The sequence below is a fragment of the Spirosoma sp. KCTC 42546 genome (genome assembly GCF_006965485.1).
Classification (GTDB): Bacteria; Bacteroidota; Bacteroidia; order Cytophagales; family Spirosomataceae; genus Spirosoma.
Map to the genome: position 1 here is coordinate 5,892,665 of NZ_CP041360.1, position 18,717 is coordinate 5,911,381.

Here is an 18,717-nt window from a genome sequence, read left to right on the forward strand (position 1 = left end):
TAACCGCTGCTTGCCACATGCCTAAACGGATTCAGACGCGAGCGATGTGTGGGACTACCGGTTAAAGCCCCCCCGGGGTCCGGCTCGTTTTTAAACCGGCCCCCGCCCAACTAAGACCTATCCTGCCAAGGGGACCCAGTGATTTATTGGCCAATTAAAAGCTTAGGCTTAAAAATTCTGCTCACAACAGGCTCAATCATTCCAGAAGTCAGGACCTGGTTGTGGTTACTGGAGTGAAGCTAGTCGTCATCATCCAGACCAAGTGCGTACGGGTTCGCATACTCGTTGGTCACTTTCTGGCCGGCATCCTGATTGGAGAAGTACCGGTTCAAGGCTGCATTCTTATACAGCGCACCAACCGGAGCATACAGCGTGATTTCACGCGTATCCTTGTTGTAGGTTCCTGCCCCAATCCGCGTCGACGAATTGAACATACCTTCCAGCAAGCCCGCTTGCTTGGCATCGCTGTTGGAATCCATGCGCAGGGTAACTTTCACAAATCCCATGGGTCCATTAGGACTCAGGGGCTGACCCGACTGCCCGAACTCACGGGGGTTGGTGTAGATTTTATTGTCGATATGCACGATCTGGTGAGATGTCCCCGACAGATCAATCGCATTAAACCCATTTTGGGGAACAATACCTTCCAGAATCTTACCACCCCGCCAGCCGGTTGGATTCTCTTTTGAAACCGGCACTTTCTCCGCTCCTACCAGACTTCCCAGCGCCCCCGCCGATTCCTTGTCATAAACATCAAGTGCCTTAAAACCAACTTTACCCGTACTACCACCCCCAAAACTGCCCAGATCATAACCCGAATGCCGCAACACCTTATGACCTTTCAACTCATCATCCTGCACGTACGCCACGCCAGGCTGATCTGTCGACTGGGGGATCATGTGACGCAGATACGCTCCCGGATCAGTACCGTCGGCTCCTGCATTTTGCAGGCCTGCCAACTTGGTTTGTTTGATCTGATTGCTTAACTGTAATCCCTGAGCCCGCAGGTTATCGAGTGCCCCTTTCCGGTTATGGTCGGCAACTTTCATCTGATGATCCTGCTGCTTTAGTTTGAAGTCAACAAGCTCATCGAGTGGTTTAGTCTTGTAATAGATCTGCGCACCCCGATATTTTCGATGGTATTTATCCTCTGCCACTTCGCGGGGATTAGCGGCTAATAGATATTCCTGGATAGCCTTATCATCGACTGCTGTTTGCTCGTAGGGAAGTTTGTTAGGAGCGTACTGTTCGCTAAAATGCTTGAGTAAATTATCATCGTCTTTATAGCTCCCTTGAAAATCAAACTTGGGTAGCTTTCCGGCATAGTAGTCAGCTATGCGTTTATCCGCCGATATATACTGCTTGGTACCATTGACATCCCGAACCTCACCAATCAGGTTTTCGCCTTTCCGCATAGCTTCCTTAGCCAGCGTGATCTGCTCCAGATTGTGGAGTCCTGTTTGATACTCATTACTTTGCTCCAGCGCTCCCAGTGTGTGATCCATCCAGGCTGCTCCCTCAACTGCCATGAATTTTTTTAAACTTCCTTGATACGAGTTCTCCAGCCGATCAGCAATGGATTTCTCTTGTCCCAGTAGCCATTTGGACACCCGCACTTTATCCGGCCGCTCTAGCGGTAAAGTGCGAATCTTTTGTTGAAAATTGGCGATCTGAGCCGCGGCTTGCTGTTCCTGCAATAACTCCTGCTCGGACTGTTGGGTAAGATAAGTTTGCTGCTGTAACTGGTTGTCTTTGGCAGCCATCACTTGCCCCCAGTTCGTAGTGGGAGCCATTAGCCCGGCGATCAGGGCATCTGAACCAATTGGACGGGTCATATATGAACGATGTTATATGTTCATATAAATATAGTAAATGTTTTTGAATTTGAACGATAGTGTATATACGCATATTGGCCTATTAGGAATTATGCCAGTTGCTAATAGGCTTGAAAGGCCAGAATTAACAATACTGATTAGCCCCCGCAGTTAGTTTTATTGACAAGAATCAGGGCTAATTATCATTTTTGAGCGACGTTTTCTCCTAGGATAGCTCGATTGTTTAGGTAATTTCACTCCAACTATATTATACTCGTCAACAAAGATCATTAAACTGCTAGCCGAAAAAAGTACCCGACTGGTGAACCGGGTTCCTGTTAGCTTACCTGAGGCTTCATAGCGTTCTACCTGCTTGGTTGAACAATGCAGCATATTGGCCACTTGCTCTTTATTGTAAAAAATAAGACCTGCTTTCAGCGCTATATTTTCACGGTTGATCGTTTCGGCTAATTCAAGTATTCGCCTTTCACGTGTGATTGCATCTTGTCGATCCGTCATCATCGCTTGAAATTGTTCTTCAGTTAAGACTCTAAGTTCCATGGCCGGTGTTTTCATTTTATAAAAGTTGTTTGTCTTGTGCTATATTGATCCTTGTTCAACTATGTTAAAAACTTTAAAATTACAGTGTAACTATTTATATACACATGAGTGCAAAAAGCATGAATACGCCTAAAGAATTAGGAAAAATGATTCGAATCCTGCGCAAGAAGCAAGGAATTACTCAAGAGGAACTAGCGAAGCGATTAGGCCTTGCCAGGGCAACTATTGGCTATTACGAAGTAGGTAGAAATAACTTTACTGTTGAGACACTCGAACGGGTTATCGACGCACTTGGCCACAAACTCAACATACAAATTGAAGTAAAATAGTAGGTAAAAAAACACAATAATTTGCGCTATATATAGCACAAGGCGTTATATTTACTACTAGTTTTTAATTCAAAGAAAACCCCGTCGCTTAAGTTTCTGAGGCCTCGGCGCGGGGTAAGTGTCAACATTTAAACCTTCATTCAAATGAACACGGAGCAAAATTACTCCCCACGGAATCCCCATGCAAACACGACTGAGCAAACGGTCAACTCAGATCAAAATGCAACAAGTGCTGGTAGCCAGTCAGAATCCATTAATGCAGATTGGTTTGTAGAAACCGATTCAATGTATCGAACCGTATCCGCTCAGGCCAGCACTACCATCATCCAAGAAGTAGCGGGATTATTCGAAAAATTCAGCTCAAAGCAAATTACGGCTACTCTCCAGGAGGTGATTGTATTCTATCAAGAAAACCGTGAATTAGAGCCGGATGAATTCAGCGCACTAGTAGCGCTACTGCAGACTATCCCTCAACTTGAGTTGCCTCTTCTGCTCGGTCGAAAGCAAAACTGAATATCTTATTAGGAAGTGGTTCTGATTTCGTAAAAGGTGAGTTTACATTCGTAGCGGTTTCTGGCCATCGAATGTAAACTCACCTTTTCTTGATTCATTAGGTGGCTGTCTATTCTGTTTTGATAAATAGGGGTCTAAATTTTGTTCGTAAAAAACGGTAGCAAATCTGATGACTACAATAGCGATAGTAAAAGGAAAAGCGGCTCGTAAGGATGGCAAATATCCAGTGATGATTCGAGTCGGTAAGAACCGCAAGTATGCTTATGAAACACTTTTCCACATCAAGGAAAACCATTGGAATGACTCGGCTAAACAAGTTCTGGCCTATGACTCCCAGAGCAAGCAGTTAAATGCTATTCTGCGAGAACGGTATAAGCAAGTCTTTGAGCTTGTTGACTTTTATGATCAGAAAAGCTGGCCCTACACCACTCAGGATATTCTACGGATAGATTATCCGACCTGGAAAATAAATAAGCAAAAAGCCATCCCGGCACTACCCTTAGGCCTGCTTCATTTCGGCCGTACGGTTGTAATTCCCTTTTGGAAGCACAGAAATAATCTAGCTAATGCGGGTAAATATACCTTAGAGATAGATATTTTCGAAGATTTCTTAAAAACCCTTCAGCCGCCACGGACTGATATTTCTATGATTGATATCGACACAGAGTTTGTTGAGTCTTATCTCAATTACCTCCGTACTAAACCGGTGCCTTGCCGCAAAGACAGCACATTAAGACGACACTTGGCCCAATTAAAAGCAATTTTAAATATGGCCTTACGTCGGGGAATTATTCCCATCTTACCTTATTGGGAAATTGATCTGGACGTACTCAAGTCAAAAAAACAGAAGCTTACCAAAGAGCAGATTGAACAGCTTGAAATCTTCGCCATGGATTTTTCGCCACTCCCAGATCAAAAGATACTTAGGCATCGAGAGTCCATGCGTTTGTCTGTCCATACATTTCTGATACAGTATTATCTATTTGGAGCTCGGGTAGGGGATGTACTGTTACTTCGAAATTCGAATGTGATCTTGGTAGGAGGAAATCCCGCCCGGATCGAGTATTACCAACAGAAAGGACGCAAGAAAGGAGGGAAACAGATGTTAAGCATTTATATTAACCCGCGATTATTACCCCTAATTCGGATCTATTGGAACCCCGTTAACCCTGACGGTTTCCTTTTACCCTGGTTAACTTCTCGCTGGAAGGAGCGTCTAACCTTATCACCACCGGAGAATGCTTATGCCTTAAAGCTAGCTGTCAATCAGGCCACAGCATCCGTTAACCATAACTTAAGACGGGTTGGCGTATTTCTAGAGATGGATTATACTTTTTCGTCCCATTCTGCTCGTCACTCCTATGCCCAACGAGCCAAGCAGAAAGGGAAGCCAATGGAATGGATTAAAGATTCACTGGGTCATAGTAGCTATGATATCACGGCGAATTATCTACAAGATCTGGACACTGACGAATTGAACCGGGGAATGGCAGATGTCTATGACTAGTGAAGTAAATCAATACAAAGCGCAATTATCTGACTAACAATTACTTCTTGATGGACTTAAAGAGCCAACTCGAGCGACTTCGAACGGAAACTATTTAAATGATTAAGCAAGCTGTCTATAATCGGGTAAGGCCAGCTAGCTTGTGACTAGCTGGCCTCTATATATTTCGCCAATCACTCTTCTCTTTTCACCCGCATCTGTTCACTTTTGATTGACGACATACAGTTAATAGTCAAATAAACCACCTGCTAAATACTTCATGCCTGAATCACAGGCAACGGTCACAACGGTATAACCAGGGCCCAACTGGCAACCAAGATATAGGGCAGCCGCTACGTTAAGCCCCGTAGAGGTCCCGGCAAAGATGCCTTCCCGAGCAGCTAACAGCCTCGCTGTTTCTCGAGCCTGAGCTTCTGGTACAGCACGTACTTCATCGTAGGTTTCAGCCGATAACAGCGGTGGAATAAAACCTACTCCCACCCCATCAATACTATGGTTGCCTTTCACTCCCTGCGTCAATAGGGGTGATTCGGCCGGTTCAAGAGCAATTACTTGCGTGCCCGGACTGACCTGTTTCAGTTCCAGTGAGACCCCGCTCAACATACCCGCGGTGCCCACTGCTGCCAGGAAAACGTTTACCCCAGCAGGACACTGTTGCAGAATTTCCCGTCCCATTTTACGATAGCCTTCAATAGCATCCCGGTTTTCGAACTGGTGTGTCCAATAGTTTTCCGGGTGTTGGGCTAATTCCGAAGCTACCCCAATCATTCGAGGAATTAAGTCGGGCGTAATGCGTCCTCCCTCACTAGGGACAAGCTGAATATCCGCGCCCAGAGCACGCATAGACTGAAGTTTTTCTTTGGCAAAAGCATCCGACGAAATCACCCGGAAGCGATATCCTTTCACCGCGCAAACAAAGGCTAAGGCGGTTCCTGTACTACCCGCCGTACACTCTACTACGGTCATTCCGGGCCGGAGTGTACCGCGTTGTTCGGCTTCTTCGATAATGGCCTGCGCCATGCGATCTTTATATGAGCCCGTTGGATTGAGGTACTCCAACTTCAGGAAAATATCAGCACACTGTGGAGGAACGATGTTGCGTAACTGCACGAAGGGTGTATTGCCAATGGCCGAGAGTGCACTATATGCTGGTGAATACATGGGATGTGAGCGATAGAGGTGTCACCAGGGATCAAAATCGGCTTTGTTGGTATGAAAGACTCGGCTGTAGGTACCCCGAATGTAGCGTACCTGATACCGGTGACCGGACATATGTAAGGTGTGGGTTTGTAGCAGGCTATGAATGGTTACCGGAAACCGGCCAACATAGATAATTTCTTTTTTAAATGAATCAACGGTCAGTGACTCGATGAGTCTTGCTGAGCAAACTCGGGCAGCGTCAAACCGTTCTTTGAGTTTCGGCATGGAAGATTCTTGTACGATCGTTGGTTTTTTATCGGTTAAATAGCGCCCTGTATTCTCTAAGGCGTCGGCTACATACTCCTCAAACCAGCAAAGATGCCCGACCACCCAGCGCACTGAATTGGATTCAGGATTTGGCTGCCAATCGGCTTCCTTCTCGGTAATACCGGTTAAGTTTTTCCACAGATTGGCGTACGTGTCAGCCGCCATTTCCCGAAGGAGGCTGACCTTGTTTATTAATAGCTGATCATTTTCAGGGGTATCAGTCCCTGCCAGTATAGGTATCATACCGGACGAAGCGGTGAAAGCAGTAAAGCCCTGTTTCACAAAAGATCGTCGGGAAGGCAACTGTGAATCAGCCATAGGACACGGGAATAGTAGTTATAAACATGTGACTTTTTTTGAAAAAGAAGAGTTAATGTAAAACTAATGATGGAGCGAATCGCCCAGTCAAAGTAGTTGGCGTTAAATCAAGTCCTTAGCCCACATAGCTTGTCCTATTTAGAAAACGTCCCAGTTATAAAGGGCTAATCTTGATGTGAATAGTAAGCGCAACTGTAAATTATTTCCTAATTCAAAATCTCACTAGCCAAATTTAGAAACGCATTTATGAGAACTACTTTACGTCAGTAATCACTTAATCAAAACACGGGTTAGGAGCCGTGAATAAGTATACATTGGCGGAAGATGCCTGGAGCCGACCACCGAATTTGTAGTTCTTCCTTGAGCATGAATTTTTCATCGGTGTAGGGCAGGAGAACCCACTTACCGTCGATGCCTACTATGGGTGAATAATGACCCACATCCCCTTCGGCATTATAAAGAATGATGGGAATGCAACAGGAGTTAACTTTGGCTAATATGCTATCTAATGCGGGCGGCTCATTCCTATAAATACCTATTTCTGCTGCGCGCCCATAACACTCTACCTCAATGAAGTGCATGTCTGGATCAGCTTCGGAATAAAACTCTACCCCTAGCCCATGCCCTTGCTCATGAATGGCAACTGCCAGAGCGATTGCGAATGTGCCATGTTGATGGGTATGTCTACAAGCTTTGAGGAGACTGGTAGCAGACGTTCGTTTGCGAAAATGTTGTAGCACCCCCCATGCCGCGAGAGGTCCGCAGGGGCCGTCCACTGCATGAAGTGCAATTGGTGCTTCAGAAAGTTTAGGCAACTCGAAAGGTGACATCTCAGATCTTTAATACTAACAAACTATTTGTAAGAATACGGAGAACCAGTAAAGTCGCAATGATTTGGATAGACTAAAGCTTTCATTTTCTAGGCTAATTGCTACTCATTAATATACTAGTTCAAAACCGCATCCGAACGGCCAGTCCAGCAGTTTGCTGATAGGGAGTATAGTAGGGAGATAAGGTTATTTGTTTTTTCGTGCTATTAGTTTCCAATCGTTCAAGTTCTTGCCGATAAAACTTGTTTGTTCGACGTAAATTTTTCGCATTAGAAAATGAACTGATCGAACACATTATTAGTACTCCCGTTCCCACACCAGCAATAACTGGAAGGGATGCGTCAGAATCTTTATTACTGTCTTTATTTGAGATTTCCTGAGCTATAAAACCACCAAAAAGCCCAATACTTGCTAACATCGTCAGCCACCCTTTAGCTTTTTTACCAGTAATCCTACGCTGGTTTTCAGGAATAATTACACGGAGATTTCGCATCCTTTCAAAACTTGCCAAACGTTGCTGTTGCAATGCAGCCAATGAATCATCACTCCTTTTCTTAGTTTGAACGGCTTCGCGTTCTTGGCTTTCTTTCCTCATCCTTTCTACGAAAACTACATTCTTCACCATCTCATCATAACGAGCATCACGAGCTATTTCAGGCGTTACGGCAAAATAGGTTTTCAGTTCTGCGTCGGCAGCCGGGTATTCTTTGGCGTTGAGCAGCACTTTCACGAGCAGATACTGGATCTTGCTATTGGTCTTGCCCAACAGGTCGCGAGCTTGTTTGAGATAGCTGAGAGCCTCGGTGTAGTTTCCTTTTTCATAAGCATCATTGGCCGTTAGATAAGCAGATTGAGCTTTTTCATCGGTCGTTTGAGCCCATACTGGTTTGCTCCAAAGTAACAGGCAGAGAAAGCAGACATGTAATAATGATTTCATAGATGGTTGGGATTAATTGTTCCAGAAAGAAGTTTTTGATTTCTGCTTTTCAGCTGATTTTGACTGACCGGATGTGTCTTTCTTTTCCCCCCAGAAATCGGTTGATACGTTGTCCTGCCCTTCGGCATTTGGAGAGCCAAACGAAAACGGATACACCATAAAGCCAGTCTGTTTAAGACTGCGGATTGTTATTTCTGTGCGAGCCTGTTGTGCTTCCTCCATACGGATGTAGTAGCCACATAGGACGGGTAAAACGTCAGCTAAACCATAGTCTTTTTGAAGTTTGCCTTGAATTTGTGCTTCCACGTCTCTCAGTAACGGCCAGCTACCATCAGCGTACCGGGTAATGGCAAACGGCTCGTCGGCCAGCCAAATTTGTGTTTCGTTCAAAACGACGTAGGGGAGGTAATAAATCGACCGCGTCTGGCTATTAATAGAGGCCGATGGCAATTGTTTCGCTTTCGCTGGCGACAGAATGTAGTCGCGTTGCTGACGGATTAGCGCCAGCCGCTGCCGTTCGGCTTCGGCGCGGGCTTCTTCAGCTTCCCGGGCCTCTTCGCGTTTTTCAGCCAGCCGTTCCTCATAAGCGGCCCGTTTCTGTGCTGCTGCTTCAGCCTTTTCGCGTCTCTGCCGTCCCGCATCGAGAAGGCCAGCAATTAAACCCCCTACGGCTTCTACACTCTGATTGACTGCCGCCTGCTGAGACTGGTACTGATTGATGGTATTGAGGTAATCGCGCCGTTGCGTTGGGTCTTTTATGGTCTCCCCAAGCTGCTGTTGCTGTTCGTATAAGGCTTGGTTGGTAGCATTGGTACTACTGGCAGCCCGTTGGCGAATCTGCTGATCTACGGCATACGAATCTCTTTCCAAAGACTCACTACTGGCAAGAGATTGCTCATTATCATCGGCGCAATAAATCAGTTGCTGAGTTGGCTTAGTGCAAGTAGCTATCGAACCAATTCGCAACTGATCAGCTAAACAACTATGATAGGTTGCCTGGGCCGAATAAAAAATCCGATTGGCTTCGCACTTTGTTTTACGAGCGGCCTCCCCATATAACTGAGCCGCTTTTAGATACTGCTCCGCCATTTTCGATTCACCACCATCTCCTTCAACAACCGGATAACCCGTATATCCAGGGCTGCTGCTAGGGTTTAGGGGCTTGGGGGGCGAGGAAACTGGTTTTGTGGTAGTATGAATAGTGCCTGCCCATGACCCCTGGCTGAAAGCTTCGTACTGGATAAACAGGTAAACAGTTATAATACCGCAGAAGATCTTTTTCATAAGTGAAAATGGCGTGAATAGCCTGATAAATTCGTAGATGATGATACTTAGGCTAAATAAGAATGCTCATTAACAGTTTCTTAATCAGGAATCCATTGCTTTGACAACCCATTTGAGTTGACGATTTGGTATCGTTGTACACCCACCATAGACGAATAAACTGGCGGTACCTACCCGTCACTTCTCTGCTAAGTCAAGCGTACGGTCCTGTCGAAAAGCACTATTTTTAGGTCAATCCGCTTCATCCCGGATAAGCCCTTTCATTTGGTCAACCAGCACGGGTGTAAGGGTTACCTGATGGACCAGCTCAGCATGCTGAGTGGCCAGTTCGAGCACTTCGCTTTCGGTGGATGCCCGAATAATGCCCGCGCAATTGAATCCGGCATCGTGACAGTGTAATACTTTCATAGTAGCTTTGAGTAGCTTGACTAAACTTTTTCTACTGGCAAAGGTCGAATCGAGCTAGCTGCTGGACTATACCACGAAAGGGGTATTTTTACTCAAAAGTATGATACCTTACTTTGGGTGGTTCTTTCTATCGGTCAATCATGAATCGTATATCCCTGCACATCCGTGAGTTCATTAGCTCAGGAGTATCTCGTTTGATTTTCATCATCGGATGGGTAGTGGTTCTTTCACTGGGTAAGGGACGGGGACAAGCGCACTTAATTTATCCCATTGTTCCGCCCGAGAACATTAACTGGGTACGATTGACCACCATTGCCCAGGATCAGCAGGGCTATATCTGGCTGGGCGGTATGGGGCTGTACCGATTTGATGGCCACCGCTTTACCGCTTACCTGCACGATCCGACCAATTCCAATTCACTGGCAGGCGATAAGGCGGAGGTCGTCTACTGCGACCGCCAGGGCTATATCTGGATCGGGCTAATGGGGGAAGGACTCGACCGATTGGATCCGGCGACGGGAATCTTTACCCACTATCGGCACGATCCGCGTAACCCAAGTAGTCTGAGCCATGACGAAGTAACCACCCTTCTCGAAGATAAAAGCGGCAATCTGTGGATCGGTACCCACGGAGGGCTGAACCGTCTCAATCGCCGTACGGGTCAGTTTACCCGCTTTCTCCATGATCAGGCCAACCCAACTTCACTGAGCAATGATCAGATCCGGGTCTTGTATGAAGACCGCCATAACGTTCTTTGGATTGGTACTGGCAGTGAGTGGGGCCAGACAGCGCTCAACGCGGGTGGACTTAATCGGTTCAACTCTGCTTCCCAGACGTTTACCCGCTTCTTACATCAGAAAGGTAACCCGCGTAGCCTGGTCGACAACAAGGTACGCGCCCTGTATGAAGATAGCCGTGGCACATTTTGGGTAGGAACCTATGGCGATGGTCTGCATTCCATGGACCGCAAGAGCGGTCAGTTTACCCGCTATCCATACGATGAGAAACAACCAAACCGACTCAGTCGGCCGCTTCTAAAAAACAAAGCCTCCCGCGAGCCCGATGGTATTTCCTTTATTCGGGAAGATTCAACCGGAGCCCTCTGGATAGGGGCCTACAAGAACGGCCTGAATCGGTACGATCCCGTCCTGAGTAAAGTGCAGCATTGGGAAGCACAGCCCGGTCAACCCAATTCGTTTCAGGAAAACGGTCCCTGGGCATTTTTCACCTCAGCCGATGGCGTCCACTGGGTCAGCACCTTTGATGGCGGACTATACCGAATCGTTCCAACGCAGACGACGATCGGCTTTACTCGCCTGGGCACAACGGCTCATGCGTTCTGGCAGGATCGATCGGGTAAACTATGGATTGGTACGGCTTCGGGCCTACACTATCAGGATCCTTCCTCAGGGAAGGTGGGGTGGTTTACCCATAACCCGGACCAGGTAACTAGTTTAGGGGCAGATGATATTAGAGAAGTCTATCAGGATCGGAAGGGGACCCTATGGATTGGCACCAAAGGGGCTGGGCTGAACCGGTTTGACCCAACATCCCAAACCTTCTACCAGATTCCGTATAGCGGGAAAAACAACACCTCACTCATCACCGATAACGTGCATGTGATTCGGGAAGATCGGTTCGGTAAGCTGTGGCTGGGTACTACCCAGGGGCTGGATGAATTTGACCCAGCGACGGGCCGTTTTATCCACCATCAACATAATCCACTTGATTCAACGACGTTGAGCGATAATGGCATTCCTATTTTGCTCGAAGATCATCTGGGTACCCTTTGGGCGGGGGGCTACTTTAAAGGGGGCGTTAATCGCTACAATCACTTAACCCATTCCTTTCGGCGTTATCTGCCTGGGTTACGGGTAACAGGGATGGTGGAAGATCGTCAGGGTGTGCTCTGGGTAAGTGGTGTGGGGGGGCTGTTTCGCTATAATCGGGCCACTGATCAGTTTGGCTTAGCCTTTCCGACCGATCCCGACCGACCCACGAATATAACCAGTGTTCAACTCGATAAGGCGAATGGCTTATGGATCAGTGATCTGTCTGGCATCAAAAACTATGTGCCTCATCAAGGGCGATTCAACCGCTATGGCCCTCTACAGGGCGTTAATGGCCGGACGATGTGGGAGTTTTCAGGCTATCAGGCACCTGATGGGCAATTGTTCTTTGGGGATCGCATGGGCTACTACGCCTTCTACCCAAGCCGTATTGAGCACCGTGTTCGACTAGCAAAAACGGTAATCACGGCTCTGCTGGTCAATGGCCATTCGTTCCAACCCTCTGCTACCGACGGACCAACGGATCGACCGTCTAATCCACTACAACTAGCCTATCATCAGAATGACCTATCCTTTTCGTTTGCTTATATGGATTATCAGAGCCCGGAAACGAATCGTCATCAATTTAAGCTGGAGGGTTTCGATCCAGCATGGCACCTCGCTGGTCCAGACCGTACGGCCTCGTATCTGCAAGTCCCCCCGGGGACCTATACATTTCGGGTTCGGGGGACCAATACTGATGGGGTCTGGGTTGAGCAGCGACTCCGCATGGTTATCCATTCGCCCTGGTGGGAAACCCTGTGGTTTCGGCTGGCCGTTATAGTGGGCTTATTGCTACTGACAGCCTTGTTAATCCGGCACTATACCCGCGCTAAATTAAGTCGGCAACGGGCCGATCTCAAACGGGTACTGCACGTCCAGGAGGAAGAACGGCAGCGATTGGCAGCGGATCTACATGATGATCTGGGTGGTACACTGGCCACTATTAAAGGGCAGTTGGAACTAATGGCTCAGTCCAGTACTGGATGGCGTAATCCCATTGAGTTACTGGAAAAAGCGATTCGTGATTTACGGTTGATCTCCCATAACCTAATGCCGCCTGAATTTCGCAAACTTGGCTTAACTGAAATCCTTAGGGAGGCCATCCAACGGTTGGATGCCACTAGTCCTACCCGCTTTTTATTCGTTACGTTTGGAGCGGTTCGCCGACTCGAACCGGAAACCGAACTGATGATCTATCGCATCGCGATTGAGCTGGTTACCAATGCTTTAAAACACGCTCAGGCATCGACCATTACGGTTCAATTGCTTTTCCACCCTACCTTTCTATCGTTAATGGTGGAAGACAATGGAATAGGAAGTGGGGCGACGGTAACTCCCTCGGATGGGCTTGGGTTACGAACGATTCGATCTCGAGCGAATTATCTCGAAGCAGCCCTACTGGTTGACACAAACCAAAACGGAACAACCATTACGCTCACGGTTCCTACTGAGCAACAGACCGTAACTTATGGAAAATAAAACCAGTTCGACCACTGTTCTTATTGCTGATGATCATCAGCTGTTCAGTGATGGTTTGCGTACCTTACTGACCTCCGTCAGCCCATCCTACACTGTAATCGGGCAGGTGTACGATGGGCGTGATGTGATTCCGGTCGTCCATACCCTTCAGCCCGAGCTGGTGCTGCTGGACATTAATCTACCCCATCGCAACGGGATCGATATTGCCCGGCAACTTCAGCAGGAATTTCCCCGGGTCCGGGTGGTGATTATTACCATGTATACTTACAAAACGCTTATTGAGGAGTTACGGGGAGCCGGGGTGGCGGGTTACCTACTCAAAAGTGCTTCTCCCGATCGGCTGCATACCTGTTTGGTAAACGTAATGAAGGGCCAATCGGATTATGATCTGCCCGTACCGGGGTTTAGCCCAGACTTACATCGTGGCGATTTGTTCATCAAACAATTCAGTTTAACCCCCCGGGAAACTGAACTCATCAGCCTGATGCGCCAGGGCTTGTCAACGCCCGAAATGGCAGATCGATTGTTTTTATCTGAAGAAACCATAAAAACGCATCGCAAAAATATTTACTTTAAATTAGGCATCAGCAAGTTGTCCGAGCTGATCCAGTTTGCTCATGGTCATGGGCTTTGAGTAAGTCAAATCTGCGTCAACCACTAGTTTTTTAGCTAGTCAACCTACTGTTTTGTCAAACAACGGGCCAAGTGTATCCATTGATAAATAGGTGTGTAGTGCTACTAAAGGCCATAATTTAAATAACTGTCAACCACAATCCGTAGCATATACCATTGCCTGGAAGAAAAAGTAGACCTATTCGAGTAGAAAGCGGCCTTGCTCTCGGAGCGTATCGCTCAGTACGAGATTGCCTTTTTGGCTCAGGCAATCAATGATGTCAGGCGACTGAATTGAAGCTGGGCCTTACACATCTGTGACTTTCTCTGTTCGATAGAATCAAATAAGTTTGACGCCTACTTTAAAGCCCGGAACCCAATTTGCGGCCGGGCTTTTTTATGTTCATACTAGCAGCGAGATGGCTAAGTCAAGTTGCTCCATAAAATGGGTAAATGCCATCTCATACGTTTCTATGGCCTGAGCAGAGAACTCAACCCGTTGTGAATTGGCAAACGATTCTTGAAGTGTCTTCAGATCAGATGGAGCATAATAAGTGACTAGATTCCAGGCTAGCAAATAGCGAGGATTGTGCTCGTTGGTCTGCCGGAGCCGGTCCAGCAACTCTTGGAGTTGAGAAAAGGCTTTTTCCAGGCTGGCGATTCCTTTAGCAGGGGTCATTTGCTGAATGGCCGTATTGAGGTGGAGAATCTCTCTAGTTAGCGGCATAGATCGGTGTGGTAACGTTGAGATGAAGTGACCCTATAAACTACGTTCAGGAACAAGACCTGGATTCTCATTCCCTAATGAAAGCTTGAAAAGAGGCCAGTTAAAAGACTAGTTAACGTTCTATTGCTTTAACAGGCGTAGTGGGGCTCAGCTACCATATAATTGATTTTGATGAGTTTTTGGGTGTTAAAACTAGGCCAATTGGAAGCCTTTTTGCATATTGTGACTACATATATGGGTAAATAAACGCTGGTTCTCCTGGGGCCAGCATTTTTTTTGTGAGGTGAGGTAACGATCTATAACTAATTGAGTCTTAAGTGGTAATTACCCATATATGTAAAGGAGCGCCTGATAAACCAGCGAATGCCTTTGCCGCCTGGCAAAGGCAAACACCTTAACGGGTTCGTTGACAAGTCAGGTGCTTCCTTCCTCATTGCTAAATGAAGAACTAGAAGTTCCAAATGAGGCTTCACTATGCTCGCTAAGCGGCAGAGCATCGAGCCCTACAACAATCGGCTGGCTGGCCTAAAGATGTGAAAGCAAAGGAGACTAGGCAGAACGTTGACCACCAGGTAGTAATTGGTCCGGCGACAATGAAGCCGGTCGAGTAACTGATTTATAGAAAAACGCCCCACTCAATTGAGTCAGGCGTTTGGGTAATTTCCGTAACTTAAATAAGTTATTGGCAAATATCACGTAAAAAACTTGATTCAACACGGACGCGTGTTTCCATTCCTTCCTCTTTTAATTAACTACTCAATTATTTAGGCCGCTTTCTGAATTGTAGCGTTTGCACCCTTGCTCCAAAATTGGAAACACCAACCCTTTAGCTTATTGGCGTCAAACCCATGCAAGTCATTAACGACCCGTCGAGGAGTAAGACTTAGCCTTGCTGGTTTTGCTTGTACTCTTCATTTTTCGACTACTGCTTTTCGATCCACCCCGGCTCATGGTGCCTGAGCCGGTCTTGGTACCCGAAACGGTAGCGCCTGTCGAGCCATTTTGGGCAGGGGTGGATCCTGTTGTTGGCGTTCCGGTATTACTACTGCCGGAAGCTGTTGATTGTGCCTGAGCGCTAAAGCTGGCCAGGCTCACTAGTAAAGCGCCTAGTATGATTCCCTTTTTCATAATCTTGAGTCAATTTAAAACCACTGCATACCCTAACCACCTTGATTAAGGCATTGATTAATTAGTAGGCACTAATTGAGTGAATGGCTATTGTATTGTTGCTGGGAAACGAACGTGGTCAGGGAGCATACCGGCTGACGGGTCTTTGCTGTGAATACATTATCCTTCCAGAAATCAAGCTGGACAATAATCGCGCGTTTTCTACGCAAGGAACCTATTTTACCTTCACTGGGGCCGGTTTCGCTAGCATCCCAATCACCATCAGCGGTCAAGTATCACTCAATGGCAACCTATTGACGATCCGTTATTCCGTCAACTCTACATTAGCGACCTATTCACTTAGACCAGGAAAAGCGACGATGGCTTATTTATGTGGTTGTGATTAATCCCAATTCGGGTTTTACGTCGGTGTAATTGTCAGGCCGCTTTATAAATTTTTGGTTGGCGGGCCTACTTTAAGCGGAGCAACTTTCAGTGGTTAATTGGCAGTTTATTTGTTCAACAATAAAGCATATAGAAATTCCGGCAGCTTCCGAGAAGACAGGGAGGGTAGCAACCGTTCAATCTAACATCTAATGATGGTTTGGCTATAGCTTTGGTTGCTGAACGATGTAGAAACTGACGTAGACACTTATCCGAAAGAAAAACCACATTAACAGCTGGGGAACACTAAGCAACTTATGGGTAAACAAGTATATTTGCGCATGACTCCCTGACTTGGTTCAATGCCTACTACCTTCACCATTCTTCTTGTCGATGATGATCCTGAAATAGCTGACATTTTAACGCGGGTATCCATCAAATCATTTCCAGAAGCCAGGTTCATCCATGTTAGGCACTTCGCCGATGCAGTAAAATACCTTGATAATTTGAATGGCCTTGGGCCAAATGTTGTCCTGTTGGATATCCACCTACAGACTGAACCCAGCGGTTTCGAATTTTTAACCTTAATGCGCAATCATCCCATTGGTTGTCTAGTCCCCATTATTATCCTGACGGCTACTTCAACCAAAACCTTAGCGTTAGAAGCCTATAATCGCGGAGCTACCGCTTTCACCGTCAAGCCTTTTACCTATCATGATTGGAAAACGTACGTCGATCAGCTTCGGCTGTACTGGTTTGAAACAGCTACGATTCCCAGACTCTATTTCAGGTAATACGCTCATCAACGTTGCCAAATCAATTGCCCAAAAGAAACAGAGTTGACTTCACATCCTTTACCAGCCTCACGCCAAAAACAAGTTAGTTAATTCGCCTGTTAAGTCCTACCTTGTTTCAATAGTCATCTAGTATGCCAGACGTAAAGCCCTTTACAATCTTAGTAGTGGATGATGAGCCACCCATCTGCGAGTTATTAGCCAGACTAGCTAATCAGCTTTTTCCTGAAGCCTCGTTTGTCAATGCGCGGTCGGCCCAGGAAACGCTTTCTTATTTAGATAAGCATTATGAAGAACCTCCTCAATTGATTTTGTTAGATATTGACCTTGGCCACTCGATTAATGGGCTAGACTTGATCCCTCAACTGAATGATCACTTAAAAGGACGGGTCCCTATTGTCATGTTAACCTCCACGCTTGAGCAACCTGTCGTAAAGCAGGCGTATGAAAAAGGAGCAGTAGCCTATACCCGCAAGCCTGACCAATTACAGCAATGGAAGAATTATGTGTCAAGTCTACGATCCTACTGGCATGATACCACCCTGTTACCGACAACTGCCCAACCTTAGTTAATAACCTGTCCACCCTGATGTTAAGATCGATACGAGGGTTTTCATATACCTCGCCATACGCTCAAAACGAATAGCCCAGACTAACCCCTGCCCGCAAATCCAGGCGATGATAATCGAAGCCATTGGTGGAAATGACGGTACTGTAGCGCATGGTATGCTGGTAGGTGCTTAATCCGGCAGGCATAGACCCAAGTCCAAAGAATAGATCGCCCGTAAAGCCGCTTCGGCCTACCCACTGATAGCCGACCGTTCCCCAAACCCAATGGACTGAATAATCACCTCGTCCAGATCACCAACTTTGTTAAAACCCCAACCAATTTCATTGATATACTTCAGCGAGCGGGCTTTTAGATAAGGGCTTACATATAAACCAGCCGGATGCGCTTGTTTGGCCAGCCAATGGGCATCGTTCAAATAAAATCGGGCTTCCAGGGCAACATTGACAAAGTGTACAGGATGCCGTTCGGTATAGCTCAACCAACGGATACTTCCCTGAAGGGCAAACCGCTCGGTGAGCGCCCGCTCAAAAAAGAGGGACACAGGTGCCAGCAAATTCGTTTTTATGCCGTTTGGTCTGTGCCAGTGGCGAGTCGAATCCTGGGCAGACAAGTCGCTATTGGTTGCAGCACTAACGAAAATAATATAGACTGTTAATCGTAGTAGGACAGCCATGGGATAGGTACTGAAGTCGTGTTAAGTATGGATAGATTGGGAGCGTACATCAGATGATAAATTACTGTCGATTGTTGAGGGGTAACCTGCCTTCTGTGCGCCTACAATACTATCCGATTAATTCGATTAGATCAATCAGATAAATATATGATTGGACTTTGGAGATCCTGCTTCGGCAGCAGTTAGACTATGGGGCCTTATTAAATGGGATAGTAAGGCCAAAATATGTGTCTTCAAACCTCTTTTCGCAACCAAAGGTCCCAACTCTAAAAGGGCTAGATTTTCAAAACCCACTCTATGAAGGCTACTCTTATAGTTGTAATTCGTGTTTTCTGCTTTCTTATAAATATGCGCACTGGGAATTGCACCACTAGTAACAGGAGTCTCCTAACAGCATAGAGGGGTTCTATCCACTTCAAATACATGGCATTCAGTTCTTCGTTACTGGGAGAGAATCTTGCGAATAGTTAGTAGTCTATGTCGTTAAATCTAACCAACTTGTAAATTTTCGAACACCTCGGCAGCCTCATGTTTAATCTGAATCAGCAGCTATACTTTTCTTGCTTATAA

20 protein-coding genes are annotated in these 18,717 nt (G+C 46.5%); 8 read left to right on the top strand and 12 right to left on the bottom strand.

All coding sequences use genetic code 11. From position 1 onward, the window contains the following. Positions 1-239: 239 nt before the first annotated feature. Both EXU85_RS24335 and EXU85_RS24340 read right to left on the bottom strand, forming a co-directional pair. Positions 240-1,835 (bottom strand): hypothetical protein, encoded by a 1,596-nt coding sequence (locus EXU85_RS24335; protein WP_142774577.1) that lies wholly within the window; start codon positions 1,833-1,835, stop codon positions 240-242. 156 nt (positions 1,836-1,991) lie between these two features. Next, a complete protein-coding gene (locus EXU85_RS24340; protein WP_142774578.1) occupies positions 1,992-2,390 on the bottom strand; it encodes a hypothetical protein in 399 nt (132 codons plus the stop codon). Positions 2,391-2,479: 89 nt separating this feature from the next. Here EXU85_RS24340 and EXU85_RS24345 point away from each other — a divergent pair, with 89 nt between their 5' ends. The 3 genes from EXU85_RS24345 (at position 2,480) to EXU85_RS24355 (ending at position 4,724) form a co-directional block, all read left to right on the top strand. Further along, positions 2,480-2,704 carry a helix-turn-helix domain-containing protein gene (locus tag EXU85_RS24345; RefSeq protein ID WP_142774579.1) on the top strand — a complete coding sequence of 75 codons (225 nt, stop codon included), beginning with the start codon at positions 2,480-2,482 and terminating at the stop codon, positions 2,702-2,704. A gap of 144 nt (positions 2,705-2,848) precedes the next feature. After that, a complete protein-coding gene (locus tag EXU85_RS24350; RefSeq protein WP_142774580.1) occupies positions 2,849-3,217 on the top strand; it encodes a hypothetical protein in 369 nt (122 codons plus the stop codon). Positions 3,218-3,386: 169 nt separating this feature from the next. Next, on the top strand, positions 3,387-4,724 hold the full coding sequence (locus EXU85_RS24355) for a phage integrase SAM-like domain-containing protein (protein ID WP_142774581.1): 1,338 nt from the start codon (positions 3,387-3,389) through the stop codon (positions 4,722-4,724). A gap of 225 nt (positions 4,725-4,949) precedes the next feature. Here the strand turns inward: EXU85_RS24355 and EXU85_RS24360 are convergent, their stop codons facing one another. The 6 genes from EXU85_RS24360 to EXU85_RS24385 form a co-directional block, all read right to left on the bottom strand. Then, positions 4,950-5,885: a PLP-dependent cysteine synthase family protein gene (locus EXU85_RS24360; RefSeq protein ID WP_142774582.1), complete on the bottom strand. Its 936-nt coding sequence runs from the start codon at positions 5,883-5,885 to the stop codon at positions 4,950-4,952. Positions 5,886-5,906: 21 nt separating this feature from the next. Next, the gene (locus tag EXU85_RS24365; protein WP_142774583.1) at positions 5,907-6,509 is read right to left on the bottom strand and encodes a DinB family protein; all 603 of its coding nucleotides are present in this window, start codon (positions 6,507-6,509) and stop codon (positions 5,907-5,909) included. Between the two features lie 290 nt (positions 6,510-6,799). Further along, positions 6,800-7,249 (bottom strand): hypothetical protein, encoded by a 450-nt coding sequence (locus tag EXU85_RS24370; protein WP_142774584.1) that lies wholly within the window; start codon positions 7,247-7,249, stop codon positions 6,800-6,802. 211 nt (positions 7,250-7,460) lie between these two features. After that, positions 7,461-8,276 carry a tetratricopeptide repeat protein gene (locus EXU85_RS24375; protein WP_142774585.1) on the bottom strand — a complete coding sequence of 272 codons (816 nt, stop codon included), beginning with the start codon at positions 8,274-8,276 and terminating at the stop codon, positions 7,461-7,463. Positions 8,277-8,288: 12 nt separating this feature from the next. Further along, a complete protein-coding gene (locus tag EXU85_RS24380; RefSeq protein WP_142774586.1) occupies positions 8,289-9,560 on the bottom strand; it encodes a hypothetical protein in 1,272 nt (423 codons plus the stop codon). A 231-nt stretch (positions 9,561-9,791) separates the two neighbouring features. Further along, on the bottom strand, positions 9,792-9,968 hold the full coding sequence (locus EXU85_RS24385; protein WP_142774587.1) for a DUF1059 domain-containing protein: 177 nt from the start codon (positions 9,966-9,968) through the stop codon (positions 9,792-9,794). Positions 9,969-10,108: 140 nt separating this feature from the next. Here EXU85_RS24385 and EXU85_RS24390 point away from each other — a divergent pair, with 140 nt between their 5' ends. Both EXU85_RS24390 and EXU85_RS24395 read left to right on the top strand, forming a co-directional pair. Continuing rightward, positions 10,109-13,279, top strand: coding sequence for a sensor histidine kinase (locus EXU85_RS24390; protein WP_142774588.1), 3,171 nt, complete (start codon positions 10,109-10,111; stop codon positions 13,277-13,279). After that, the gene (locus tag EXU85_RS24395; protein WP_142774589.1) at positions 13,269-13,913 is read left to right on the top strand and encodes a response regulator transcription factor; all 645 of its coding nucleotides are present in this window, start codon (positions 13,269-13,271) and stop codon (positions 13,911-13,913) included. Before EXU85_RS24390 ends, EXU85_RS24395 begins: the two co-directional genes overlap by 11 nt. Before the next feature lie 381 nt (positions 13,914-14,294). Here EXU85_RS24395 and EXU85_RS24400 read toward each other — a convergent pair whose 3' ends face one another. Together EXU85_RS24400 and EXU85_RS24405 are read right to left on the bottom strand one after the other, a co-directional pair. Continuing rightward, positions 14,295-14,618, bottom strand: coding sequence for a hypothetical protein (locus EXU85_RS24400; protein WP_142774590.1), 324 nt, complete (start codon positions 14,616-14,618; stop codon positions 14,295-14,297). A gap of 858 nt (positions 14,619-15,476) precedes the next feature. Beyond that, the gene (locus tag EXU85_RS24405) at positions 15,477-15,746 is read right to left on the bottom strand and encodes a hypothetical protein (protein ID WP_142774591.1); all 270 of its coding nucleotides are present in this window, start codon (positions 15,744-15,746) and stop codon (positions 15,477-15,479) included. An 83-nt stretch (positions 15,747-15,829) separates the two neighbouring features. Between EXU85_RS24405 and EXU85_RS24410 the strand changes: the two genes are divergently transcribed. From EXU85_RS24410 to EXU85_RS24420, 3 genes are all read left to right on the top strand, one after another. Beyond that, positions 15,830-16,132 carry a hypothetical protein gene (locus EXU85_RS24410; protein ID WP_142774592.1) on the top strand — a complete coding sequence of 101 codons (303 nt, stop codon included), beginning with the start codon at positions 15,830-15,832 and terminating at the stop codon, positions 16,130-16,132. A gap of 339 nt (positions 16,133-16,471) precedes the next feature. Beyond that, positions 16,472-16,903, top strand: a complete 432-nt coding sequence (locus EXU85_RS24415; protein WP_142774593.1) for a response regulator — start codon at positions 16,472-16,474, stop codon at positions 16,901-16,903. A gap of 134 nt (positions 16,904-17,037) precedes the next feature. Further along, positions 17,038-17,472, top strand: coding sequence for a response regulator (locus EXU85_RS24420; protein WP_142774594.1), 435 nt, complete (start codon positions 17,038-17,040; stop codon positions 17,470-17,472). A gap of 64 nt (positions 17,473-17,536) precedes the next feature. Here the strand turns inward: EXU85_RS24420 and EXU85_RS36025 are convergent, their stop codons facing one another. Continuing rightward, positions 17,537-17,659 carry a hypothetical protein gene (locus EXU85_RS36025; protein ID WP_256366002.1) on the bottom strand — a complete coding sequence of 41 codons (123 nt, stop codon included), beginning with the start codon at positions 17,657-17,659 and terminating at the stop codon, positions 17,537-17,539. A 44-nt stretch (positions 17,660-17,703) separates the two neighbouring features. Then, positions 17,704-18,147, bottom strand: a complete 444-nt coding sequence (locus EXU85_RS24425) for a hypothetical protein (RefSeq protein WP_142774595.1) — start codon at positions 18,145-18,147, stop codon at positions 17,704-17,706. Positions 18,148-18,717 lie beyond the last annotated feature (570 nt).